The sequence below is a fragment of the Brevibacterium sp. VCM10 genome, from assembly GCF_000583215.1.
GTDB classification, from domain to species: Bacteria; Actinomycetota; Actinomycetes; order Actinomycetales; family Brevibacteriaceae; genus Brevibacterium; species Brevibacterium linens.
Window position 1 is genome coordinate 13,913 of sequence record NZ_JAJB01000014.1, and the last position, 23,400, is coordinate 37,312.

A 23,400-nucleotide genomic window follows, 5' to 3' on the forward strand; every position below is an offset into this window, starting at 1 on the left:
TCAGGGTGAGGGGCTTCGTCGTGTCTGCGGTCGATTGAAAACTCGCGAAAGGCCCAGTTTGAGTTGAACAGCCCTGTTTCAAACATGGGCTGTTCAACTCAAACTGGGCCTTACGCAATGCGTGGGGCGTCGGGTGGGCCGCCTAGGCGCGCTCGTAGAGGCGGGCACCGCCCTTGATCCCGGCGAAGCGGAACGGTCCCGCGGTCACCTTCGGGGTCGTGACGTCGTCGGCGCTGGAGAGTTCGGTCGCATGGAGCGCGCGATAGGCGTCGATGGACAGCGGCACTCGGGCGTCGAGCGCGTCCGTGACGGCCTGGCGGCGTGAATGCTCCTCGTAGCCGGGGACGACGCGGGTGGTGAAGAACTCGCCGACGCTGCCCGATCCGTAGCTGAAGAATCCGATGCGCTTGCCCGCGAGATCCTCATCGTGGTCGAGCAGTGAGCACAGTCCCGCATAGAGCGAAGCGGTATAGGAGTTGCCGAGGCGACGGTTGTACAGGGTGCTCGTGGCCAGCCCGGTATCGCGCGGGCCGGTGGGGCCCGCATCCGAGGCGCCGACAGCATCTGCGCCCGCGCCGGCTGCATCAGCGCCCGCGCCGGTACCCGCGACGATCTCCGTCTCGAGATCCTCACCGGTGAGTCCGGCGAGGTGGACCTGCGCCTTCTTCGCCATCTTCGTGAACGGCTGGTGGTAGAGCACGCGGTCGATCTCGGTCATCGCCGGTCCGCCCTGCGCGGCCAGATCGGTCCACGCTCCGGTGAGCGAGTCGAGGTACGCGGTGACCGACAGTGCCCCGTCGACGATCGCGGTCGTCGAATCGTTCGGGCGCCAGAAGTCGTCGACATCGGCCGAGTTCAGCCCCGAGACCGGTTCGATCTCGAGCAGCTTCGGTTCCGCGGAGACGAGCATCGCCACGGCACCGGCGCCCTGAGTGGGCTCACCGGGGGTGTCGAGTTCGTAGCGGGCGACATCCGAGGCGATGACGAGTACCCGCTGGCCGGGAGAGCGGGTGACGATGCCGACGGCGGCCTGCAGCGCCGCCGTCGCCGAATAGCACGCTTCCTTGACCTCGACGACGCGCATCTGCGACGGCAGGTCGAGCAGCGAGTGCACGGCCATACCGGCGGCCTTCGACTGGTCGATACCCGATTCGGTGGCGAACAGCAGGGTGCGGATGCCCTCGGAACCGCTGCGCCGGATGATCGGCGCGGCCGCCGCGGCCGCCATGGTCACGACATCCTCATCGGGGGCCGGGAAGCTGAACTCGTCCTGGCCGAGGCCGAGGCGGAACTTGTTCGGATCGGTTCCGTTCGCCGCGGCGAAGTCATCGAGACTGACGACATGATGGCTGGTGGCCAGTTCGATGTCATCGATGCCGATCGGTGCAGTGCCCGCAGCCGTGTGTGATGTCATGCGGCCTCGCCGTCCTCTCGCTGAGCGGCGGAATCCCGCTCTTCCTCAGCCTTGCGTTCCATCTGACGGTGAGTGTCCATCAGCTCACCCGGGTTCGTCTGCGCGGCGAGCAGTGAGAGCTCACCGCACAGCACGGTCGCGGCCATGAGCGCGGCCAGGCGACGCGAATTCGCTCCCGGCTCACGATGCTCACGGCAGCCGAGACGTTCCAGCGCCTCATCGACATGCGGCAGATCCTTGCCGTTGCCGACGGTGCCGACGATGAGGTGCGGCAGCGTCGTCGAGAAGTACAGGCCCTCGGGGCGGTTCTCCGCATAGGTGATGCCCTGCGATCCTTCGACGATGTTCGCCGCATCCTGACCGGTGGCCAGGTAGAAGGCGAGCAGCATGTTCGCATAGTGGGCGTTCGCCGAACGCAGGGCTCCGGCGATCGTCGACCCGACGAGGTTCTTGCGCACAACGAGTTCGACGATCTTCTCCGCGCTCGTGCGCAGGCGACGATCGACGACCTCGTGGGGCAGGACGATCTCGGCGACGACATTGCGTCCGCGACCGAGGATCCCGTTGACCGCGGTGGCCTTCTTGTCCGAGCAGAAGTTGCCGGACACCGAGCCGTAGTCGAGGCCCAGCTGCCAGGACAGGATGGTGTCCATGAGCGAATCCGAGGCCTGGGTGACCATATTGTGCCCCGAGGCGTCGTTCGTGCGGAAGGCGAAGCGGACGAAGAGCAGGTTCCCGACGATCTCGGGGTGGATCTCGATGAGCCGGCAGTGGCCGGACCCGGCCTCGACGACGGATTCGAGTTCGCGGGTGCGGTGACGGATGGCCTGGGCGGCAGCCTCGGCGCCGATCGCGGATTCGGCCACGAACAGCACGGACCGGGTCATCCGCTCATCGACGATGACGGTGCGGATCCCACCCTCGATCTCCCGGGAGATCGACGCCCCGCGACCGACGGAGGGCCACAGCGGGGTCTCGTACGTTGCCAGGGGCACGGCCACCTCGGTGTGGGTGCCTTCGGGAGCCAGCGCTTCGCCGCTGACCCGCAGGGGACCGACCCACGTGGTGGGGATCCCGGTGATCGTGGTCTGCTGATTCACAGCTGATTCCTCCTCGAAAGGACGTCGGATCGGTGCGAGAGCGCGGTGACGTCGATTCCGCGCAGGCGGGCAAACTCGCCGAGGCGGCCCCGCGTGAGCAGGTCCGTGGCCGTGAGGTCCGTGGACCGCTGCGCCCCGAGCAGGGCGAACAGAGCCGAGGTCTGAGTCTGCCAGGTGCGTACGAGATCGACGAGCCCGTCCGGACCGTGGTCGAGCACGGTCTGCAGGAACGTGCCGGCGACGCCGACGGCGCGAGCACCGCAGGCCAGTGCTTTCACGACATCATAGGGGTTGCGCACGCCGCCGGAGGCCAGCAGCACGCGGTTCGAGACGCCGTCGTCCATCGTCGTCTCGGTCGTCCACTCGGCCGGGGCGTCGAGCAGGCAGGCCAGGGCCGACTGGCCGAAGCCGGTGAGCATGGAGAAGTCCGAAGCCGGTGCGCGATCGTTCTCGATGCGCAGGAAGTCCGTGCCCCCGGCGCCGGAGACATCGGCGTACTGGACCCCGATATCGGCGAGCAGTCTCAGGGTGCGGCGGCTGAGGCCGAATCCGACCTCCTTGACGACGACGGGCACGGGGCAGGCGGCGACGATGTCCTCCAGGCCGGACAGCCAGGTGGAGAAGTCGCGGGTGCCTTCGGGCATCGCGGTCTCCTGCACCGGATTGATGTGCAACTGGAGGGCATCGGCACCCAACAGTTCGACGGCCCGGCGGGCATCATCGGCGCTGCGACCGGCACCGAGGTTGCCCATGACGAAGCCGTTCGGGTTCTCCTCGCGGATGACGGTGAAGCCCTTCGCTGCTTCGGCATCGTCGAGGGCCACGCTCATCGATCCGCAGGCCATGGGCAGGCCGGTCTCGGCGGCGGCGATGGCCAGGTCGCGGTTGATCTTCGCCGTGGTCTCCGTGCCGCCGGTCATGCCGTTGACGTAGAAGGGCGTCGGCCACGTCCAATCGCCTAGGTTCACCGTGAGGTCGACGCTCTCGGGGTTCGTTCCCGACAGGGCATGGTGGACGAATTCGAGGTCGTCGAAGTCGGTCCGTCGGGGGCCTTCGGTCTGCTGCGCCGAGGCGAGGCGTACGTGGTCGTCCTTGCGGGAGGCCCGTGAGGCCTTGGTCTCCGGGGTCTCTGCTGATGCCGGGGTCTCAGAACTCATCGATCTCGCCTTCCTCTCGGTGGGCACCGAGGTCCAGGGGTCGGATTCCGGCGGCTTCCCAGCCGCTGAGAATGGTCTGTGCTTCGGTTCGTGCTTCGGTCCGTGAGTGGGCAAGGGCGATTCCGCAGTCGCCGCCGCCGGCGCCCGAGGGCTTCGCTGCGGCCCCGTGGGTTTCGGCGATCTCGCACAGATCGTGCAGAGCCTCGGTTTCGATGAGGCTGCCCGTGGAGTCGCTCAGCCGCCGCAGCAGGGCGCGCACGGAGCGGATCGTGGTCAGGCTCGCCTCGGCGTCGTCGGCGTCGAAGGCGGCCACGAGATCGTCGACGAGGGTGTGCGATTCGGCCGCGAAGGACTTCAGCGGGCGGTGCCTCTCCGGTGCCGGGGTGTGCACGCGTGTGACGAGATGTTCGGTCGACGCCGGTGATCCGGTCCAGCCGACGAGGAGGTCGAGCGAGCTCGGTGGAGTGACCCGCCTGGCCGAACAGCCCGCCCACTCCGGGCAGCTCATGGCGGAGACGACCCCGTGGGCCTCGCGGTGAGTGTGCAGGGCCGCACGGTCGGGGGAGGAGTAGCGGATCCAGCCGCCGAAGGTGCTGGCGGCCAGATCGCCGCCGGAGGCCTTCGTGGAGATCGCGATGGTCGCCAGGACGGCGAGTTTGAAGCGTTCGGTCAGGGTCAGCCCGAGGCGATAGAACTCATCGAGAGCGGCGATCGTCGCCACCGTCACCGCCGCCGAGGAACCGAGACCGAACTTCCGGCCGTCGGAGTCATTGAGCTCGCTGGAGATCTCGAGATCGAAGTAGCGGGGGCTGGCACCCCGGCCGGAGCGCAGCTCTTCGACGGTGGAGATCGCCGAGAGCACATAGTCGAAGGGGCGCTCATCGACGATGATGTGCTCACCATCGTCTTCGCGCCGCCACACGACGGGGGCCTGACCGTATTCGCTCGAGTGGATGCGGCCGGCACCCTCGCTCTCGGTCAGCCGGACGGTGATGCACCGGTCGACGGCGATGAGCACGGCAGGCTGTCCGGGTTCGACGACGGCGTATTCGCCGGCGATGAACAGTTTGCCGGGCGCCCGGGTCTCGATCATGCCCGGCTGCCCTCACCCGCAGCCGGGTTCACTGCGTCTGCGGGCGGGACTTCGTCGGCGGCGGTGAGCAGGTGGGCTCCCGGGCCCGGTCCGACGACGCGGACGTCGCCGAAGCCGGAGAGCTGCTCGGCCAGTGCTTCTGCGTCTGCGGGGCGGACGATGACGGCGACGTTCGGGCCGGCATCGGCGGTCGAATAGGCTTCGATCCCTGATTCGCGGGCTTCGGCCACGGCGTCGAAGATCGCGTGGCTGGTCGGATTGAGGAACCGGATCGGCGGCACGGTGGATTGGATGAGTCCGTGCATGCGCAGGGCGTGGGATTCGGTGATCTCACCGATACGGGTGAAGTCCCCGGCCGCGCACGCGGCGACCATCTGCTCGAGATAGTCCTCGGTCGAGGTCACCCAGCCGGCGTAGAAGGGTGAGGTGGCGGCGGTCAGGCGCATCGCCTCGCGGGAGGACACGGCCTTCCTGGCCCGGTTGACGGTGACGATGATCATCCGCATATCCGGGGCGGGCACGGTCTCGGCGAAGGAGGCTGCGTCGTCGCCGGCGTGCCAGACGGCGATGCCGTCGGGAATCGAGCGGCAGGCCGACCCCGAACCGCGGCGGGCCAGCCGGCTGAGATCGCGCGGTGCGAGGTCGAGGTCGAAGGCCGCGGCGGCGGCCGTGGCCAGAGCGGCGAAGCCCGACGCCGAGGAGGCCAGACCGGCCCCCGTGGGCACGGAGTTGCGGGACCGGACGAGGACCCGGTCATCGCGTCCGGCCAGAGCGCGGACATGGTCGAGGAAGGTCGAGATGCGGTCGGTCTGACCGGGATCGGCGAGTGCGCCGTCGAGTTCGAGGACATCGGTCTCGGCGTCCGGGGCGGGCACCACGGTGGTCGTGGTCTCGAAGTGGTTCAGCGTCAGCGACAGGCTGCCCGCGGCGGGCAGGATGAGTTCCTCATCGGCCTTGCCCCAGTACTTGACCAGGGCGATGTTCGGGTAGGCCCGCGCCGTCGTCGTTCTCATGTCGGTCTGACCTCCGTCGTCCAGGTGCGGGGTGCTCCCGCCTTGCGCAGAGCCTCGGCGAGCTCTTCGGCCGAATCATCGTCATCGGCCAGGGCCAGCACGCAGCCGCCGAGTCCGCCGCCGGTGAGTTTGGCTCCCCGGGCTCCGGCCGCGGTGGCGGCCTCCACGAGGGAATCGAGGGTCGGGGTCGATACGCCGAGGCTGCCGAGCAGTCCATGGGCTTCGTTCATCAGCGTGCCGATCGCCTCACGATCACCGGAGCGGATGGTGTCGACGGCGGCGTCGGTGATTTCGGCAAGACGGTCGATCATCCCTCCGATGCGCACGGGATCGGCGTCACGGCGGGCACGGACTCCTCCGACCGCCTCGGCGGTGGACCCGTGATGACCGGAGTCCGCGAGGACGAAGACGAGGCGCTGACCGACGTCGATGGTCTGGGCGCACCCGGTCTGGAAGCGGATGGGGGCAGGTTTGGCCACGGCCCAGGCGTCGATTCCGCTGGGTCGGCCATGGGCGACGGTCTCGGCCGCCTGCACGATCTCGTGGAGGGTGTTCTCGTCGAAGACCGTCGCATGCAGGTTCGCGACCGCGCGGGCCACGGAGGTGGCCACGGCTGCACTCGAACCCAGGCCGCGGCTGTGGGGGATCGCCGAACGGATGAGCAGCTCCACCTCGGCGTCGGGGTTCCCCACGGCTGTCAAGGCGGCGTTGAGACCGGCGACGACGGGGCCCATCGGCTCCGGAGCGGTCTGCGCATTTCCGGAGAACAGCTGGCTCTCGATCCGGGTCTCCTGATGCGGGGACCGGCGGATATCGGTCTGGACTCCGAGTCCGTGCAATGGCACTGCGACGGCCGGAGAGCCGTAGACAACCGCGTGTTCGCCGAACAGGATCGCCTTTGCGTGGGCGAAGCCCTGGGACGTGCCCTGGGCGGGTTCGGTCTGAGAGGAATTGTGCATGCAGGATGGTTTCGGAGTCTGTGGATTGATTTCACCATCATATGCCGTACCCCCGCCCATCCCGAAGACGAGGTGACGTCCGTCTCAGGTGAGTCCGGCGAGGTAGGCGCGTTCGGCCGGGTCGGTGGTCAGGTGGAGGGCGCGCCGACGGGCGGTGGCCGCCTCGTCTGTGCGGCCGAGGCGGGTGAGCAGATGAGCCCGGAGCGCCCAGGCAGGTTGGAAGGCTTCGAGGCGTGATGAGACGTCATCGAGTGCATCGAGCGCCGCCAGCCCCGCCGCGGGACCGTTGACCTCGGCGAGGACGGCGGCTCGGGAGACGGCACCGCCGAGACTCGGTGCGATCTGCCCGAGGTCGTCGTGGAGGCGCAGCAGCATCGGCCAATCCGTGGAGCCGGTGCGGATTCCGGCCATATGGAGGAGTTGGATGGCCGCCTCGAGCCCGAATCGGCCGACGTGTCCGCAGCGGTGGACCTCGACGAGGTGGCGCTCGCCCGCCTCGGTGAGGGGTCCGTCCCAGCGGTTCGGGTCCTGGTCGGTCAGGGGCACGAATCGTCCGTCGCCGCTGCGACGAGCGGGGAACCGGGCGGCCGAGAGGTGGATGAGGGCGGCCAGCCCGTGGGATTCGCCGTCGCCGGGGCACAGCTGCGCCACGAGGCGCGACAGGTACAGGGCCTCGCCGATCATGCCCTCCCGCGGCTGCGCGGCCGCCTGAGCCCATTCGATCGCGAAGGCGCCGTAGATCGTCTCGTGCACGTCGGGCAGGCGGGACTCGAGGTCGAGGCGGTCGGGACTGCCGAAGGCGACGCCGAGACCGGCAGCCCGCTTCTTCGCCCTGGTCAGACGGGCAGAGACGGTGGCGGCGGGCAGAGCCATGGTTGCCGCGATCTGTTTTGCCGTCATCCCCATCACCGCCGAGAGCATGAGCAGCGACCGGGCGGGAGGATCGATGTCCGGATGCGCGCAGGCGGCGAGGAGTTCGAGCCTGCGGTCGGGCAGGGCATCGGGATCGTGGTCGGCTGGATCGGTGCCGGACCCGTTGCTGCCGTCGATGCTGTCGATCGTCTCCTCGTCGAGGGCGGTCGCGGTTCGTGCCGCCGCCGATTTCCACACGTCCCGGCGGGCGTTGAGCGCCACCTGGTAGAGCCAGCCTTCGGGATTGGCCGGCGGACCTTGTTCCCGCCAGACGGTCACGGCACGTTCGAGCGCGGCCGACAGCGCATCCTCGGCGCCGGAGATGTCGCCGTCGGCAGCCGCGATGAGCGCGATGATCCTGCCCCAGCCGTCCTGGGACAGGATCATCGCGCGCTCGGCAGGCTCTGCGGACTCGGTCATCGGCGGGCGATCAGGAGGAGCCGTCCGGGAGGGTCATCGACGCTGCCGGGTCATCGCGGCGGCCGGCTCACGCTCGTGTCCACTCGCCCGCAATGCAGGACGTCGCGGATCGGCGGACTTCGATCGTGCCGTAGGCCGTTCCGGGGAACTTCTCCGCCCAGGACAGTGCCGCTTCGCGATCGGGGACGTCGATGACGACGACTCCCGCGAAAGCCTCCTTGGCGGCGGCGAACGGGCCGTCCTCGATGACGACCTCACCGGTCCTGCGGGTGACGGTCACGGCCTCGGTCCGCGGCTCGAGCATCTCCCAGGCGACGAAGACTCCCGCGGAGTTGAGCGCTGCCGCGTAGTCGTCCATGAGCCGCATCATCTCCTGGATGTCTTCTTCGCTGGGTTGAGGGCCGTCGGGGGTGAGTTCCGGCGCGTGGAAGACGAGTGCATAGCGCATTGTTCTGCTCCGTTCTGTGTGCGGCGGCCGTATTCCGACCGCTCACAGACAAGACGATCGAATCGACGTCGATTCGACACCATGCCTGAGATTCTTCCACGGAATCCGTTTCGCCGAGGCGGTCCCGAACCAACCGAGCGGAGGCGCCGCGACCTCAGCCCGGATTCTCACACGAGCCCGGTGTAGACCGATCCCGGGTTGAAGATGTTGTCCGGATCGAGGGCCTGCTTGATCCGGTGGTTGAGTTCCATGACGTCCTCGCCGAGGTAGGGCGCGAGCCACGGTGCCTTGAGCCGGCCGACGCCGTGCTCACCGGTGATCGTCCCGCCCAGCCCGGTGGCCAGATCCATGACCTCGCCATAGGCGATCTGCGCGCGCTTCTGCTGGTCCTCATCCTTGGGATCGAGGACGAGCAGCGGATGCGTGTTGCCGTCGCCGGCGTGGGCGATGACGGCGATCGTCACCTGGCGGTCGGCAGCGATCTTCTCAATCCCGAGCACCAGATCGCCGAGCTTCGGCAGCGGCACGCCGACGTCCTCGAGCAGCAGTGCCCCCTTCTTCTCCACGGCCGGAATTGCGATCCGGCGGGCCGTGACGAAGGCTTCGCCCTCATCCGGGTCGGCAGTGAGATAGCACTCGGAGGCCGAGTTGCTGTTGCAGATCTCCTCGATGATCGCCGCCTGCACACTCGAATGCTCCCCGGGCTCGTCGGACTGGATGACGAGCATGCCCTCGGCCTCCCGATCGAGACCCATCTTCAGTTCGTCCTCGACGGCGTTGATCGACGGCTTGTCCATGAACTCGAGCATCGAGGGGCGCATGGCCTTCGCGATGTCGAGCACGGCGTTCGTGGCATCGGCGAGTTCGGGGAACATCGCGACGACGGTCGTCGGGGGCAGCTGGGCCGGAATGAGGCGCAGAGTCACCTCGGTGATCACGCCCAAGGTCCCCTCGGAGCCGACGAAGAGCTTCGTCAACGGCAGACCGGCGACGTCCTTGAGCCGCGGCCCGCCGAGCTTGACCGCCCGACCGTCGGCGAGGACGACGGTCATCCCGAGGACATAATCCGTGGTCACGCCGTATTTCACGCAGCACAGGCCGCCGGCGTTCGTGGCGATGTTGCCGCCGATCGAGCAGAACTCGAAGGACGAGGGGTCCGGCGGGTACCACAGGCCGTGTTCAGCAGCGGCGGCCTTGACCTCGGCGTTGAAGGCACCGGGCTGGACCGTGGCCATGCGGGTGACGGGATCGATGCTGATCTCGCGCATCGTATCCAGGGACAGCACGATCCCGCCGGCGATCGCGGAGCTGCCGCCCGACAGGCCCGATCCGGCGCCGCGGGGCACGATCGGGACCTTCGCCTCGGCGGCGATGCGCACGACCGTCTGCACATCCTCGGTGGAGGTGGCTCGGACGACGGCGACCGGCACCCCGGCATCGGGGTCGTTCGCGCGATCCCAGCGGTAGGCGTCCATCGAATCGGGATCGGTGATGACGGCCGTGGCCGGCAGGGCGGAGGTGAGAGCGGAGACAACGTCCATGTTGCGTATCGGCCTTTCGAGCGGAGTTCGGCACCCGGATTCCGCTCTCGACGTTACCAGGATCACGGTCGCCCGCGGCGATCGGCTCGGGGCGCGGACAGGGCGCGCTCGCCCGGTGCCGCACAGCGTCGCGGCGGACCGAGCCGCAGGTCGTCGCGGCGTAGGCTGAACCCATGACCCTCACCCCCGATCGGCTCCCCGCGGCCTGCGTGCTCGGGACGCTGCCCGGCGACGGATTCGAGGGGCCTCGGATCGGGCTCGTCGATCTCGATGAGACAGGAGCGGAGATCGGCCGGATCGACCTCGCCGAGGCGGCCCTGCCCGAGTTCGTCCGTGGCCGAGAGGACGCGGCCGGGGGAGGGCAGAACGGAGCCGGTGGGACCGCGGATCGCGCTCCTGCACCCCCGATCCGCTGGGTCTTCAGCGACACCCCGAAGTGGTATCCGTCGCTGTTGGACGCCGGGGTGAGCTTTGAGCGCTGCCACGATCTGCGCTTGACCCATGCGATCCTCGCCCGCTCCGAACTCGTCACCGCACCGGAGGCGGTGCGTGCCGCATCCGAGTGGGATGCCGCGCCCGCCAACGCCGCCGCACCCGAACAGGCGGCCGCGCTCTTCGACGTCGATGCCGGACGCGGATTCATCCCACAGGTTCCGCACGACCTCGAGGCGGCGCTGGCCGAATACGTCCGGCAGACGGCGGCCGTGGATTCCGCGAGCGATCCGGGGCGGCTGCGGCTGCTGTTGGCCGCGGAATCGGCCGGAGGGCTCGTCGCCGCGGAGATGCGCGCGGCGGGTGTGCCGTGGGACGAGGCCGAACATGATCGGATCCTGACCGAGCTGCTCGGTCCCCGGCCGCTCCGCGACGGGAAGCCCCAGAAGATGCTGGCCAAGGCCGAGGAAGTCCGCGCGGCCCTTGACGATCCGCGGGTCAACCTCGATTCGCCGAACCGGCTGCTCGCGTCCCTGCGCAATGCCGGCATCAACGTTGCCTCGACCTCGAAGTGGGAGCTGCAGACGAGCGACCATCCGGCGATCGCGCCGCTGCTCGAGTACAAGAAGATGGCGCGGCTGCTGAGTGCCAACGGCTGGCATTGGCTCGATGAATGGGTCGACGAGGGGCGGTACAGGCCGGTGTATGTGCCCGGCGGAGTCGTCACCGGGCGCTGGGCGGCCAGCGGGGGAGGGGCCCTGCAGATCCCCCGGCACCTGCGTCCGGCCCTGCGTGCCGACGACGGGTGGCGGCTCGTCTCCGCCGATGTCGCCCAGCTCGAACCCCGTGCGCTCGCGGCGATGTCCGGAGACCGGGCGATGGCGGAGGCCGGATTCGGCCGCGATCTCTACTCCGGGCTCGTCGACGCCGGGATCGTCGCGACCCGGCAGGAGGCGAAGATCGCCGTGCTCGGGGCGATGTACGGATCGACGACCGGGGAGGCCGGGGCCCTGGTGCCGCGTCTGCGGCAGAATTTCCCCGCCGCGATGAACCTCGTCGATTCCGCCGCCGAGGCGGGACGAGAGGGAGGAGTCGTGTCCACCTGGTTGGGTCGGACCTCTCCGCCGCCCGGCGAGGGGTGGCAGAGACTGCAGAGGGCGGCGAACCGCTTCGACGCCACCGGCGCCGATGAGCAGCGGGCCCGGCGGGCCGCCGGTGACCAGGGACGATTCACCCGCAACTTCGTCGTTCAGGGCACAGCGGCCGAATGGGCGCTGGCCTGGCTGGCCGACCTGCGGCTGCGCCTGGCGCGGCTGCCGGAGATCGAGGCGACATCAGAGGCGGCCGCCTCGGGGCCGGTGTTCTCCCGCCGTGCTCACCTCGTGTTCTTCCTCCACGATGAGGTCATCGTCCATGCCCCGACCGAGCAGGCCGAGGAGGCGGCGGAGGCGATCAGGGCGGCGGCCGCCTCGGCGGGTCGTCTGCTCTTCGGGGATGCCCCCGTCGATTTCCCGCTCGACCTGAGCATCGGTCAGCGGGCGATTAAGGAGTAGGCGCTGAGTGTCGCCGTTCCGGGATCAGACGTCCTGGGACCCGGCGGCCGGGGATGAGTCGGGCCGAGTTGAGGATGAACGCGGTCTCGCTGCCGACGTGGATGAACGCTGCGGCGACGGGGCTGAGCAAGCCGAATGCGGCGAGGCCCATGCCGATGAGGTCGATGGTGATCGTGCCGACGAAGTTGACCATGACGATCCGGCGGGCCCGGCGAGCGACGGCCACGGTGTGGACGAGATCGTCGAGATCGGAACTGATGAGGACGACGTCGGCAGACTCGCGGGCGATGTCGGTGCCCGACCCCATCGCGATTCCCACGTGTGCCCGCGCCAAAGCCGGGGCATCGTTGACGCCGTCGCCGACCATCGCGATGTCGTGGCCTGCGGCGCGTTCGGCGTCGATCGCCGCGAGCTTCTCCTCGGGCAGAAGCCCGGCCCGGACATCGTCGATCCCGAGCCGGGCGGCGACTGCATGAGCGGTGCTCGGCTGGTCGCCGGTGATCATCATCGTGCGCAAGCCCATCCGGGTCAGCTGCGCAACGGCGTCCTGCGCAGTCTCGCGGACCGCATCGGCAATAAGGATCGTGCCGGCATAGGTCCCGTCCACAGACACGTGGATCTCGGTCGCGGTCGGATCTGATGCGTCAGACTCAGGCACCTCAGGCACCTCGGGCACCTCAGGGGCAGTCTCCTCAGGTGCATCGGCAACGAGGGCACGGCTGCCGACTGCGACCAGGTGCCCGTCGACGGTCGCGGTGACGCCGTGACCGGGCACGTAGGTGAATTCCGTGCAGGCGCCCACCGACAGTCCCCGGTCGTTCGCCGCGGTGACGACGGCTCGGCCCAGCGGGTGTTCAGAATAGGACTCGGCGGCAGCGGCGAGGCCGAGGAGCTGCTCGGTCCTGTCGCGGTCTCGCTCGGGGGCGGCCCCGTCGGCGTCCATGGCCGCGTCCTCGGCTGCACCGGCTGTGCGGATCCCGACGACCTCGGGGGCTCCGGTGGTCAGAGTCCCCGTCTTGTCGAAGACAACGATGTCGACGGCCGAGAGCGCCTCGAGATGCGCCCCGTCCTTGACGAAGGCACCCGACCGGGCGATCCGTGCGATCGCTGCGAGCACCGCCAGTGGAGTCCCGGCCGCGATGCCGCACGCCCCGGCGACCACGACGACGGAGATCGTCGCCGTGAGGTCACGGGTGACCAGATAGGTGATGGCCGCACCGATGAGAGCCAGGCACACCAGCCATGCGGCGAGGCGATCGGCCAGCCGCTGAGCCGGCGGTTCGGACGACTGGGCCTCCTCGACGGCGGCGATGATGCGACCGAACGAGGACTCGGCGCCGACGCGTTCGGCCTGGATCTCGAGCGCACCGACCTGGTTGATCGAGCCCGCGAAGACCTCATCGCCGGTCGTGACATCGACGGGCAGAGGCTCTCCCGTGATGCGCGACTGGTCGAGGGTCGAGGCGCCGATTGCCACCCGGCCGTCGACGGGAACCCGCCCGCCCGGAGCGACGATGACACGGTCGCCGGGGGCCACCTCGGCGAGGGGAACGACAGTGATGCCATCGTCGCGGCGGACCTGCGCGGTCTCGGGCAGGAACGACATGAGGTCGGTGAGGGCGTCGCGTCCGCGGTCCATCGAGAGGTCCTCGAGGATCTCCGCGGCGAGGACGAATGCGGTGATGACCAGGGCCGTCGTCCATTCGCCGATCGCAGCTGCCGCGACGATCGCGATGAGCATCGAGGCCTCCATACTCATCCTGCGGTGGATGACGTCTTCGAAAGCTTCGGCGGCGATCGGCCAGCACCCGACGACGATGCCGATGACCGCGACGACGGGCACGGCCGGCCACGGCCACGTCAGTCCGAGGGCCACAGCCACCGCGCAGGCGGTGACGAAGAGAGTGCGGGCGAGGTCGCCCCGGTCGATGCGTGAGAGCAGGCCCGTCGCCGAGGCGGTCGCTCCGATCGCCTCGGGTGTGCGGGTGCCCGCGCTCATCCTCGGTTCCGGTCGTCAGTGTTCTCCTGGCCGGACTCCGCGTTCTCCTGGCCGGACTCCGCGGTGATCGTGCCGTCGGCCTCACAGTGGTGGGCCGGCGCCCCGGACACGACGTGCTGGGCCTGGAAGACGGCGTGGGCGACGAGCTCACGGGCGTGTTCGTCGATGAGGCTGTAGAACGAACGGTTGCCCTCGGGGCGGGCGGCGACGATCTTGCCCCAGCGCAGCTTGGCGAGATGTTGGGAGACGACGGTCGGGGACTTCCCGACCGCTTCGGCGAGGTCGTTGACCGACTTCTCACCATCGCGCAGAGCGAGGATGATCCGGACCCTGGTCGCGTCGGAGAGGAGGGTGAAGACCTCCGCGGCGAGGTCCGCGTACTGGCTCTCGGGATCGAACGTGCATTTCTTAGTATCTGCGTTCATGCTTAGATACTAAGATTCATCGGTCGGATTGCGCAAGGGTGATCGCGGGCGCTCCGACCTCTGGGCATCTGCCCCGGCTCAGAGAATGATGGGAAGTGAAAGATCAACGTTCGTGCATGGAATAAATCGCCCCACCTCGGTGCTGGACGTCCTGGACCGGCGTCGAGAACCCGACGTCGGGGCGTCCGGCCGGGCCTCCGCGCCGGAGCCGCCCACCATCAGAGCCAAGCAACTCAAGGAGAGCTCATGCCCATCAGCGTCAAGGCACTGCAGAAGACCGGCCCCGATCAGCCGTTCCGGGTTGCCGCCATCGAACGCCGGGATCCCCGACCCGACGACGTCGTCATCGACATCAAGGCCGCAGGCATCTGTCACAGCGACATCCACACCATCCGCAACGAATGGGGCGAGGCGCACTTCCCGCTCACCGTCGGCCACGAGATCGCCGGCGTCGTCGAGGCCGTCGGTGCCGACGTCACCGCGTGGAAGGTCGGCGACCGCGTGGGCGTGGGCTGCATGGTCAATTCGTGCGGCGAGTGCGAGGAATGCCGGGCCGGTCAGGAGCAGAACTGCCTGAACGGCAGCGTCGGTACCTACAACGTCGAAGACGTCGACGGCACGATCACCCAGGGCGGGTATTCGCAGAAGGTCGTCGTCAACGAACGCTTCGTCTGCCGGATCCCCGATGCCCTCGACTTCGACGTCGCCGCCCCGCTGCTTTGCGCGGGCATCACCACGTATGCACCGCTTGCCCGCTGGGGTGCCGGTGAGAAGAAGAACGGCGCTCCCAAACAGGTCGCCGTGCTCGGACTCGGCGGACTCGGCCATATGGGCGTGCAGATCGCCGCGGCCATGGGCGCGCAAGTCACCGTGCTCTCCCGCACGCTGAAGAAGGAAGCGTCGGCCCTGGAACTCGGTGCGAAGCGGATGCTCGCCACCACCGACGAGAACTTCTTCTCCGACCATGCCGGCGATTTCGACCTCATCCTCAACACGATCAGCGCCGATATCCCCGTCAACCGCTACCTGCGTCTGCTGAAGCCGCGCGGGGTCATGGCCGTCGTCGGCCTGCCGCCGGAGAAGCAGGAGTTCTCCTTCGGCGCCGTCATCGGCGGTGCCAAGGCGATCGCCGGATCGAACATCGGCGGCATCGCCGAGACCCAGGAGATGCTCGACTTCTGCGCCGAACACGGCATCGCCGCGAAGATCGAGACGATCCCCGTCACCGAGGCGGATGCCGCCTACGATCGGGTCGTGGCCGGAGACGTGCGCTTCCGCGTCGTCATCGACACCGCGAGCTTCGACGAAGTCGAGGCTGTGAGCTGACGGTCTCGGCCGAAGTTCTGTCTTGATTCGGTGCGCTGTGGCGATGGCGTGAGACCGCAAGGGTCGGGGGAGTTCCGCAATCTCTGCGGGACCTCCTCGACCCTCCTGCTGCAGGAGGGCACAATGAGACCGGGGCAAGCGAGTCCGGGCAGGCTGAGTCCAAGCGGGCCGGCCCTCGACGAATAGGGGAGCGATGACGGGTGCGAGGCGGAGGCTGCGAACGGTGCCCTTGGCGCTGCTCATCCTCTACACCGTCTTCATCGGCCTCGTCACCCTCACGCCCAACCAGCTGGACACGGGCCCCGGATCGTTCATCGCGTTGCTGCTCGAGTTCCTCGCTTCCCACCGGGTGACCTCGTGGATCGACTACGACATGCTCGAGAAGCTGGCGAACGTCGGAATGTTCATCCCCTTCGGGCTTCTCATGGCCCTGCAGTGCGGTCGCGGCCGCTGGTGGGTCGGCTGGGTCACGGGGATCGCATTCACCTGCCTCATCGAGGGCACGCAGGCGACTCTGCTCTCACCCACTCGCTTCGGCACGATCAGCGACCTCGTGACGAACAGCCTCGGCGCCGGCATCGGAGCGGTGGCCGGACTCATCGCCATGACCCTCTGGCCGGGGTCTGACGACGTTCCCGTCGATCACGAGGTGCACTGAACACGTGATGCACTGATGTCGCGGTGCATGGATCGTGGGGTGCACTGCTTGCGGTCAGCTGCGCATTGACCATGCGCAGCTGCGCATTGATCGCACTCCAAGGATTCGGTCGTAAGTTGGTCGGTGATGACCGATCGTGATCAGCGCACAGTCGGTGCGCCGCTGGCCCTTCTCGTTCTCTACACCCTCTTCATCGCCGCCATCACGCTGACCCCGCAGCAGATGGGCACCGGCCCGGACACTCTCATCGGGCACGCACTCGACCTCTTCGCCGCTCACCGGGAGACTGCCTGGCTGACCTATGAACGGGTCGAGAAGCTCGGCAATGTGGCGATGTTCATTCCCTTCGGCTTCCTCGCGGCCCTGCACTTCGGGCGCCGACGCTGGTGGCTCGGATTCCTCTTCGGCGCGGGTTTCAGCGCCGCCATCGAGATCTTCCAAGGCACCGTGCTCACTCAGTCCCGCTTCGCCACGCTCAGCGACCTCGTCACGAACACTCTCGGCGCCGGCATCGGCGCGCTCCTCGGCCTGTGCTGCCTGGCCGCATGGCCGAAACGGTCGACGAGGCGGGAATCCGAGAGGGAGCTCGCGCCGGTGTAGATCCGATCACGTCAGTCCGGGGCCCGGTTGTCCGCCGGCCTTCCAGCCGGCCTTTCGGTGACCGCTCGATCTCCCGGCCCTCAGTCGTCCTCGGCTTCTTCGAGGGCCGCGATGCACCGGCCGAGCGCCTCGGTGACCATCGTCCGAGTCTCATCGTCGAGCGGTGAGACCATGCGCGCGGAGACCGCCTCGACGCGGGAGACGGCCTGATCGAGCACCTCAAAGCCCGCCGAGGTGAGGCGTGTGGGCAGGATGCGACCGGATTCGGCCGTGGAGGGTCGCTCAATCAGTCCCCGCTCCTGGAGCCCGCGCAGCAGCGTATTCATCGTCTGCCGGGTGACGAAGGCGCCGCGCGCGAGCTCGGAATTCGACGCGCCCGGCCGTCTGCGCAGCTGTTCGAGGCAGTTGTACTGCGGGGTGGTCAGCTCCAACGGCCGCAGCGTCTCGTCCATCGTCGACCGCAGCGCCGTCTGCAGGTGCTTGAGCTGGTAGCCGAGCAGCGACTCGAGGCTGTCTTCTCCTGCGCGGTCTTCAGCATCCTTCTCTTGACTCATGTAAGTATTCTGACATATCGTGATTTATGTCAGGATGCTGACATTAAAGGCAGGGGCGGTCCGCCGCGAGGCTGCGAGCTGCCGTGAGATGAGGAGGACGCCATGATCACGTCAATGAGCACAGAGAAGATGGGCACAGAATCGGCCGCCACGGAATCGACCGGTGCGGAGGCAGGCGCCACACAGCAGGTCGGCTCAGTGAGCGGTCCGGACTTCATCGCCTTGCAGGTCCGAGACGTGGAAGCGGCCGCACAGTTCTACGAAACGCGGCTCGGACTCACCCGTGCCCCGGTCGCTCCTCCCGGAGCGGTCGTCTTCACGACGTCGCCGATTCCCATTGCCGTGCGCGAACCGCTGCCCGGCGTCGATCTCGACTCCGGCGACCGTCCGGGAAACGGGGTGGCGCTGTGGCTGAAGTGCGATGATGCGCAGGCGCTGCATGATTCCCTCGCCGAGGCGGGGGTGGAGATCCTCCGGGCGCCCGCTCCCAGCCCCTTCGGGCTGACCTTCGCCTTCGCCGATCCCGACGGCTATGCGGTGACGTTCCACGACGCGGGGTGATCAGCGCAGCGAATCGACGATCTTCGCGATTCGACGGTCACGGGTCCCCTCGGCCTTCGCCGATGTCACCTGCCGCACATGCTCCTTGCGCTTCGACGGAGCGAGCGCATCGAAAGCCGCGCGGACATCGGCGGCGGCGAGCGCCTCGGCGAGGGAATCGGGAACCGGGGTCTCCCGGTTCGAGGTGTCGTGCGTGAGCGTCACCTCGTGGGTCTCACCACCGGCGACGCCGATCTTCTCCCGGTGTTCCTTGGCCAGCGGGAGCAGGTACTTTCCGCCCATCACCGCGGTCGTCGACAGATAGGAATAGCCTGCGCTCGTGACGATGACCGGGACCCGCTTGCCCACGCCGAAGCCGAGCACGATGTCCTCGGGAACCTTGATGCCGACATTGTTGCCGAGTGTCAGGAGTTCAGTGGTGAACGTGACCATGGGGCCTCCCCGGTGAATGGTCGTTCACGCCTGAGCGTAGGCCGGTCAGTCCTCGTCGACAAGGTCGGGATCGGATTCGGCGGTCGAGAAGGTCGGCCACCAGCAGCGCACCCGCTTCGCGTAGTCGCGGTATTCGTCGCCGAAGCGCTCCATCAGGTCGGTCTCCTCGTGCGGGCGGATGAGCCAGTTCCACAGCAGTGAGCCGATGAGCGCGTACACGACGACGAGCCACGAACCGATGAGCAGACCCATCGCCACACCCTGGACGATGCCGGCGATGGCCATCGGGTTGCGGACGAAGGCGTAGGGTCCGCGGGCGACGAGGTGATGGGCCATCTGCGAGGGCAGCGGAGTGCCGGAGCCGAAGTTCGCGATCGCCCGCGCCGACCACACGCCGATGACGCTGGAGACGGCGAGCAGGGCGAAGCCTACGACGACCAGGAGGATCGGGAACTTGTAGGCGAGGTTCCACTGGTCTTCGAAGGCATTGATGATGACCGGGATGATGATGAGGAATACGCCCCAGAAGACGACGATCTGAACCGTGGTGTGCACGAGTAGGCGGGAACGCACCCGCGTGTGGGAACTGTGGAACGCAAAAGGCCCGATGAGGAGCTTCTCGGACGGAATGCGGCCGACGATCATGAGCACCCCGGCAAGGAGGCTGCCGAGCGCGGCGAGGATCATGAGCACGGCGCCGAGTCCCGCCTCGGTGGTGGCGGTGGCATAGATGACCATGGCCAGCGCCACGAGCACGGTCCAGCCGGTGGCGATCCACACCGCCCAGCGGAAGTTGAGCGCGGCGAGGGCGGAGGCGATGACGAAGAGCGGGATGTCGACGATCGCGATGAGTACCGGATTGATGCCGCCGAGCGTCGCTGTCGCCACTCCGGGGATCATCGCGGTGCCCAGCCACCACGCCGCTCCGGCGAGGGCCTGGAGGGCGAAGTACATGCGGCCGTGGAAGATGCGCAGTCGTTTCTTCGGTTTGTTCACTTCGGTGAGATGTCGATTCATGTGTGCACCGTCCCGCGGATGCAGACGGACGTGGCTCCGCCGACCCAGATCTCGTCGTCCTCGGCCGTGATGGAGACGACTCCGGAACGACCGAGGGCGGTTCCCTGGGTTGCGGTGTAGCTGTTCGGGGCCAGGTTCTCACCGATGAGCCATTGGGCGACGGAGGCGTTGAGGCTGCCGGTCACCGGATCCTCGGCGACGCCGACTCCGGGCACGAAGGCGCGGATCTCGTACTCGTGCTCCGACCCTTCCGGGTGGGCGCCGAGGACGCCGAGCTTCGCATCGGGGATCGCCGAGAAGTCGGGGGTCAGCGCGAGCACCTGCTCGGCGCCGGCCAGCCGCACGGCCGCCCAGCCCGGGCCGTTGTCGGCCCACTGGTGGCCGAGGATCTCGGAGCGGTCGACGCCGAGGGCGACCGCGATCTGATCGACGTACGCGTCGTCGAGCGGGCCCGAGCGCAGGCGATCGGGGGCGGCGAAGGCGAGAGTTTCGGAGGGTTCGGCGGTCGCCGTGGTCAGGGAATCGGCGCTCGGGTCGGTTGGGCCGCCTCGGCCAGGGGTTCTGCGGATGTCGACGAGCCCGGCACCGCATTCCTGGACGATGCGGTCCTCGTGCTTCGGGGCGCCTCCGGCGTCGAGCCAGGCCGCGGCCGAACCGAGGGTGGGGTGGCCGGCGAAGGGCAACTGCCGGTGCGGGGTGAAGATGCGCAGGCGGTAGTCGGCGGTGGGGTCGTCGGGCGGGAGGACGAAGGTGGTCTCGGACAGGTTCGTCCAGTTCGCGATGCGAGCCATCTGCGACTCATCGAGGCCATCGGCATCGACGATGACCGCGACGGGGTTGCCCTGGAAGGGCACGGCAGAGAAGACATCGACCTGGGCGAATCGGCGGTGCTGTGACAATGACACTCCTTCGCAAGATGCGGACCACGCGGCGAGGGGGGATTGCGCGGGCGCTTCTCACAGTGTAAAGGCCCAGGCCGGAGCGTTCGTGGATTGGCCCCCGGCGGCGCGGGGTGTCAGTTGCGGTGGGCGCGGGGGTGTCAGGTGCGGAGGGCGGGACGGTCGACTCGGCGGTCAGGGTGATTGCATAATGAGGCATGCTCTCAGGTGACTCAGCGCGGGGACGGGATCTGCGCATCGCAATGCTCGGCGGCGGTTTCATGGGCCGCGTCCACAGTCGTGCCGCACGCTCGACCGGGGCCGTGCTCGACTCCGTCGCATCGTCTCGACCGGACAGATCGGCACAGGCGGCGGCCGAACTGGGATTCGAGACCTCGGCGACGGCCGACGAACTTCTTGGTCGCACCTTCGATGCGGTCCACATCTGCACTCCCAACGACGTCCACGCCGCGCAGTCCCTGCAGGCGCTGGACGCGGGATCGAACATCATCTGCGAGAAGCCCTTGGCCACTGATTCGGCTGCCGCGCGTGCCGTGCTGGCCCGCGCCGAGGAAGCTGGTCTGCTTGGGACCGTTCCGTTCGTCTACCGCTACCACCCGATGGTGCGGGAAGCCCGCGCCCGGTTCCGCGAGGGCCAGGCCGGAACGCTGCTGACCGTCGACGCCGGATACCTCCAGGACTGGCTGCTCGGCTCCGGCGACGAGAACTGGCGCGTCGAATCAGGGCGCGGCGGCCCATCGCGGGCCTTCGCCGATATCGGTTCCCACCTCGTCGACCTCATCGAGTTCATCGTCGACGACCGGATATCGTCCCTGGTGGCGACGACGAGAACCGTTCACCCTCGCCGAGGCGGCACCGCGGTGACCACGGAGGACACCGTGGCCGTGACGATCGAGTTCTCCGGCGGTGCCATCGGTTCCCTGTTGGTGTCCCAGCTGGCTCCCGGACGCAAGAACGGACTGACCGTGGAGATCGCCGGCACCGAGGCGAGCATGCGCTTCGAGCAGGAGCGGCCCGAACAGCTGTGGTTCGGTCGGCGCGCCGACAGCCGCCTCCTCGTCCGCGATCCCGACTCACTGTCTGCCGATGCCGCGCGACTGTGCATGGTTCCGGCCGGGCACCCGCAGGGCTACCAGGATGCGTTCAACGCATTCGTCGCCGACTCCTATGCCTACTTCGCCGGCGAGCGACCCGAAGGTCTGCAGACGCTGCGAGACGGGGTGCGAGCCGTGCTCGTGACGGAGGCCGTGCTCCGGTCCGTGCGGCAACGCTCCTGGGTCGACGTCGAGTAACTGTCAGTCTGGGCGTCCCGACCTCCCGAACCATGGGCGCACCGACCTCCCGAACCATGGGCGCACCGACCTCCCGAATCGCTGAGGAGGTCCTGAGGATCCCGCTCAGGAGCGATTCGTACACTGGGCCGCTATGGACTTCAAGCAGGCAACGGCGACGTGGTGGGGCGCCATCACCTCGGGCTTCGGGCGGCAGGACGGACTCGAACTCGACGTCCTCGGACTCGTGCTCGTCATCGGGATCCCGCTGGTCGTGACGCTGACTCCAGCGGTTTGGAGGTTCTTCGGACTGTTCGTGACCTTCGTCCACGAGCTCGGTCATGCTTTCGCCGCCCTCATGACGGGACGCGTGGTCAAGGGGATCTCGCTGAACTTCGACCATTCGGGGCAGATGAACTCCTTCGGCCGGGTCGGCTTCTCCGCCACATGGGCGGGGTTCTGGGGATATCCGGCACCGGGCGTGCTCGGACTCGTCCTGGCCACCTCGGCGGTCTTCGGTTGGGCCCCCTTGGCGCTGTCGGTGGGCGCGCTGATCCTGTTGGTCGCGCTCATCTTCATCCGGAACTTCGCTGGCGCGGTCATCGCCGTGATCACGGCGATCGCGGCGCAGCTCGTCGTCGTGTTCCTGCCTCTGGAATGGATCTCGGTCTTCGTCGCCGCACTCGGCACGGCGCTGACGATCGGGTCCCTCAAGGATCTCGTCAAGGTCATCCGCGTCCACACGCGCCGGCGCCATGTGCAGCAGTCCGATGCCTATATCCTCGCGCAGGGCTCGGCTCTTCCTTCCGGTGCCTGGCTGACGCTGTTTGCGCTGGTCATCCTCGTCTGCGCGCTCGCCACCGCGCGGGTGCTGTATACGGCAGTGTCGGTCGGCGCGGTGTGATTGTGCGTCAGTGCCGGCTGGCAGAATCGGAGTATGGCCCCACTTCCGAAATACTCTGCGATCCTCTTCGACTGTGATGGAGTCCTCGTCGACTCCGAAAGCATCACGAACGGTGTCCTCCATCAGATGCTGCAGGAGCTCGGATGGCAGCTGAGCGCCGACGAATGCATTGCGCGCTTCGTCGGCAAGATGCTGCGCGACGAGGCCGATGTCATCGAAGAGCACACCGGATTCCGCATCGACGAGGAGTGGATGACCGAGTTCCGGCGGCGGCGCAATGCCCAGCTCGCGGCCTCTCTCCAGGCGATTCCGGGAGTCGTTGATGCCGTTCGCCGCATTGCCGAGATCTACCCGGGCCGGATCGCCTGCGCGTCGGGAGCGGATCGTCCGAAGATCGAGCTGCAGCTGCGCAAGATCGGCCTCTTCGATGCCTTCGAGGGTCGGATCTTCTCCGGCATGGAGCAGTCGAAGTCGAAGCCCGCCCCCGACGTCTATCTCGCGGCGGCTGCTTCCCTGGGCATCGACCCCGCCGAGGCGGCCGTGATCGAAGATTCCCCCACCGGGGTGATCGCCGGCGCTGCGGCCGGATCCCATGTGCTCGGGTTCTGCCCGGATTCTCCGGTTCATCAGAGTGCGGACACGCTGTTGGCTGCGGGTGCTGCCGAGACCTTCAGCGAGATGGAGCAGCTGCCTGGTCTGCTGGCTGAATAGG

Annotated in this window: 23 protein-coding genes; 8 read left to right on the top strand and 15 right to left on the bottom strand. The window is 68.1% G+C overall.

Translation table 11 applies throughout. The annotated features are described in order from the left end of the window. Positions 1-142 precede the first annotated feature (142 nt). From AD89_RS0103355 to AD89_RS0103395, 9 genes are all read right to left on the bottom strand, one after another. On the bottom strand, positions 143-1,414 hold the full coding sequence (locus AD89_RS0103355; protein WP_025777192.1) for a hydroxymethylglutaryl-CoA synthase family protein: 1,272 nt from the start codon (positions 1,412-1,414) through the stop codon (positions 143-145). After that, a complete protein-coding gene (locus AD89_RS0103360) occupies positions 1,411-2,514 on the bottom strand; it encodes a hydroxymethylglutaryl-CoA reductase (protein WP_025777193.1) in 1,104 nt (367 codons plus the stop codon). Before AD89_RS0103360 ends, AD89_RS0103355 begins: the two co-directional genes overlap by 4 nt. After that, entirely contained in the window at positions 2,511-3,671 is a 1,161-nt protein-coding gene (fni, locus tag AD89_RS0103365; protein ID WP_025777194.1) for a type 2 isopentenyl-diphosphate Delta-isomerase, read from the bottom strand. The genes AD89_RS0103360 and fni overlap by 4 nt, the downstream gene beginning before the upstream one ends. Continuing rightward, positions 3,661-4,764 carry a phosphomevalonate kinase gene (locus tag AD89_RS0103370; RefSeq protein WP_025777195.1) on the bottom strand — a complete coding sequence of 368 codons (1,104 nt, stop codon included), beginning with the start codon at positions 4,762-4,764 and terminating at the stop codon, positions 3,661-3,663. Before AD89_RS0103370 ends, fni begins: the two co-directional genes overlap by 11 nt. Beyond that, positions 4,761-5,777, bottom strand: coding sequence for a diphosphomevalonate decarboxylase (gene mvaD, locus AD89_RS0103375; protein WP_025777196.1), 1,017 nt, complete (start codon positions 5,775-5,777; stop codon positions 4,761-4,763). The genes AD89_RS0103370 and mvaD overlap by 4 nt, the downstream gene beginning before the upstream one ends. Continuing rightward, complete coding sequence (mvk, locus tag AD89_RS0103380) at positions 5,774-6,736, bottom strand: mevalonate kinase (RefSeq protein ID WP_025777197.1); 963 nt, start codon at positions 6,734-6,736, stop codon at positions 5,774-5,776. Before mvk ends, mvaD begins: the two co-directional genes overlap by 4 nt. A gap of 84 nt (positions 6,737-6,820) precedes the next feature. Beyond that, a complete protein-coding gene (locus AD89_RS0103385; RefSeq protein WP_025777198.1) occupies positions 6,821-8,068 on the bottom strand; it encodes an RNA polymerase sigma factor in 1,248 nt (415 codons plus the stop codon). A 67-nt stretch (positions 8,069-8,135) separates the two neighbouring features. After that, positions 8,136-8,516, bottom strand: a complete 381-nt coding sequence (locus AD89_RS0103390; RefSeq protein WP_025777199.1) for a YciI family protein — start codon at positions 8,514-8,516, stop codon at positions 8,136-8,138. A 167-nt stretch (positions 8,517-8,683) separates the two neighbouring features. Continuing rightward, complete coding sequence (locus tag AD89_RS0103395) at positions 8,684-10,057, bottom strand: FAD-binding oxidoreductase (protein WP_025777200.1); 1,374 nt, start codon at positions 10,055-10,057, stop codon at positions 8,684-8,686. 173 nt (positions 10,058-10,230) lie between these two features. Here AD89_RS0103395 and AD89_RS0103400 point away from each other — a divergent pair, with 173 nt between their 5' ends. Then, positions 10,231-12,042 carry a bifunctional 3'-5' exonuclease/DNA polymerase gene (locus tag AD89_RS0103400; RefSeq protein WP_025777201.1) on the top strand — a complete coding sequence of 604 codons (1,812 nt, stop codon included), beginning with the start codon at positions 10,231-10,233 and terminating at the stop codon, positions 12,040-12,042. On the opposite strand, the gene AD89_RS0103405 is transcribed toward AD89_RS0103400, so the two are convergent. Then, positions 12,032-14,041 carry a heavy metal translocating P-type ATPase gene (locus tag AD89_RS0103405; RefSeq protein WP_025777202.1) on the bottom strand — a complete coding sequence of 670 codons (2,010 nt, stop codon included), beginning with the start codon at positions 14,039-14,041 and terminating at the stop codon, positions 12,032-12,034. The genes AD89_RS0103400 and AD89_RS0103405 overlap by 11 nt on opposite strands. Beyond that, a complete protein-coding gene (locus tag AD89_RS0103410; RefSeq protein ID WP_025777203.1) occupies positions 14,038-14,466 on the bottom strand; it encodes an ArsR/SmtB family transcription factor in 429 nt (142 codons plus the stop codon). Before AD89_RS0103410 ends, AD89_RS0103405 begins: the two co-directional genes overlap by 4 nt. 246 nt (positions 14,467-14,712) lie before the next feature. Here AD89_RS0103410 and AD89_RS0103415 point away from each other — a divergent pair, with 246 nt between their 5' ends. The 3 genes from AD89_RS0103415 (at position 14,713) to AD89_RS0103425 (ending at position 17,050) form a co-directional block, all read left to right on the top strand. Continuing rightward, positions 14,713-15,792: an NAD(P)-dependent alcohol dehydrogenase gene (locus AD89_RS0103415; protein WP_025777204.1), complete on the top strand. Its 1,080-nt coding sequence runs from the start codon at positions 14,713-14,715 to the stop codon at positions 15,790-15,792. A 193-nt stretch (positions 15,793-15,985) separates the two neighbouring features. Next, the gene (locus tag AD89_RS0103420) at positions 15,986-16,450 is read left to right on the top strand and encodes a VanZ family protein (protein ID WP_035319776.1); all 465 of its coding nucleotides are present in this window, start codon (positions 15,986-15,988) and stop codon (positions 16,448-16,450) included. 126 nt (positions 16,451-16,576) lie between these two features. Beyond that, positions 16,577-17,050, top strand: coding sequence for a VanZ family protein (locus AD89_RS0103425; RefSeq protein WP_025777206.1), 474 nt, complete (start codon positions 16,577-16,579; stop codon positions 17,048-17,050). An 80-nt stretch (positions 17,051-17,130) separates the two neighbouring features. Here the strand turns inward: AD89_RS0103425 and AD89_RS0103430 are convergent, their stop codons facing one another. Beyond that, the gene (locus tag AD89_RS0103430; protein ID WP_025777207.1) at positions 17,131-17,604 is read right to left on the bottom strand and encodes a MarR family winged helix-turn-helix transcriptional regulator; all 474 of its coding nucleotides are present in this window, start codon (positions 17,602-17,604) and stop codon (positions 17,131-17,133) included. A gap of 114 nt (positions 17,605-17,718) precedes the next feature. Here AD89_RS0103430 and AD89_RS18035 point away from each other — a divergent pair, with 114 nt between their 5' ends. Then, positions 17,719-18,165, top strand: coding sequence for a VOC family protein (locus tag AD89_RS18035; protein ID WP_231488400.1), 447 nt, complete (start codon positions 17,719-17,721; stop codon positions 18,163-18,165). Here the strand turns inward: AD89_RS18035 and AD89_RS0103440 are convergent, their stop codons facing one another. From AD89_RS0103440 to AD89_RS0103450, 3 genes are read right to left on the bottom strand one after another with little or no spacing between them, the layout of a single operon-like run. Then, the gene (locus AD89_RS0103440; RefSeq protein WP_025777209.1) at positions 18,166-18,597 is read right to left on the bottom strand and encodes a YdeI/OmpD-associated family protein; all 432 of its coding nucleotides are present in this window, start codon (positions 18,595-18,597) and stop codon (positions 18,166-18,168) included. It lies immediately after the preceding gene. A 45-nt stretch (positions 18,598-18,642) separates the two neighbouring features. Continuing rightward, positions 18,643-19,614 carry a methyltransferase family protein gene (locus AD89_RS0103445; RefSeq protein WP_025777210.1) on the bottom strand — a complete coding sequence of 324 codons (972 nt, stop codon included), beginning with the start codon at positions 19,612-19,614 and terminating at the stop codon, positions 18,643-18,645. Continuing rightward, positions 19,611-20,513, bottom strand: a complete 903-nt coding sequence (locus AD89_RS0103450; RefSeq protein ID WP_025777211.1) for a PhzF family phenazine biosynthesis protein — start codon at positions 20,511-20,513, stop codon at positions 19,611-19,613. The genes AD89_RS0103445 and AD89_RS0103450 overlap by 4 nt, the downstream gene beginning before the upstream one ends. A 197-nt stretch (positions 20,514-20,710) precedes the next feature. Between AD89_RS0103450 and AD89_RS0103455 the strand changes: the two genes are divergently transcribed. The 3 genes from AD89_RS0103455 (at position 20,711) to AD89_RS0103465 (ending at position 23,399) form a co-directional block, all read left to right on the top strand. Next, a complete protein-coding gene (locus AD89_RS0103455; RefSeq protein ID WP_025777212.1) occupies positions 20,711-21,805 on the top strand; it encodes a Gfo/Idh/MocA family protein in 1,095 nt (364 codons plus the stop codon). Positions 21,806-21,938: 133 nt separating this feature from the next. Further along, entirely contained in the window at positions 21,939-22,688 is a 750-nt protein-coding gene (locus AD89_RS0103460; RefSeq protein ID WP_025777213.1) for a M50 family metallopeptidase, read from the top strand. A 33-nt stretch (positions 22,689-22,721) separates the two neighbouring features. Beyond that, entirely contained in the window at positions 22,722-23,399 is a 678-nt protein-coding gene (locus AD89_RS0103465; RefSeq protein ID WP_025777214.1) for an HAD family hydrolase, read from the top strand. Position 23,400: the final 1 nt, after the last annotated feature.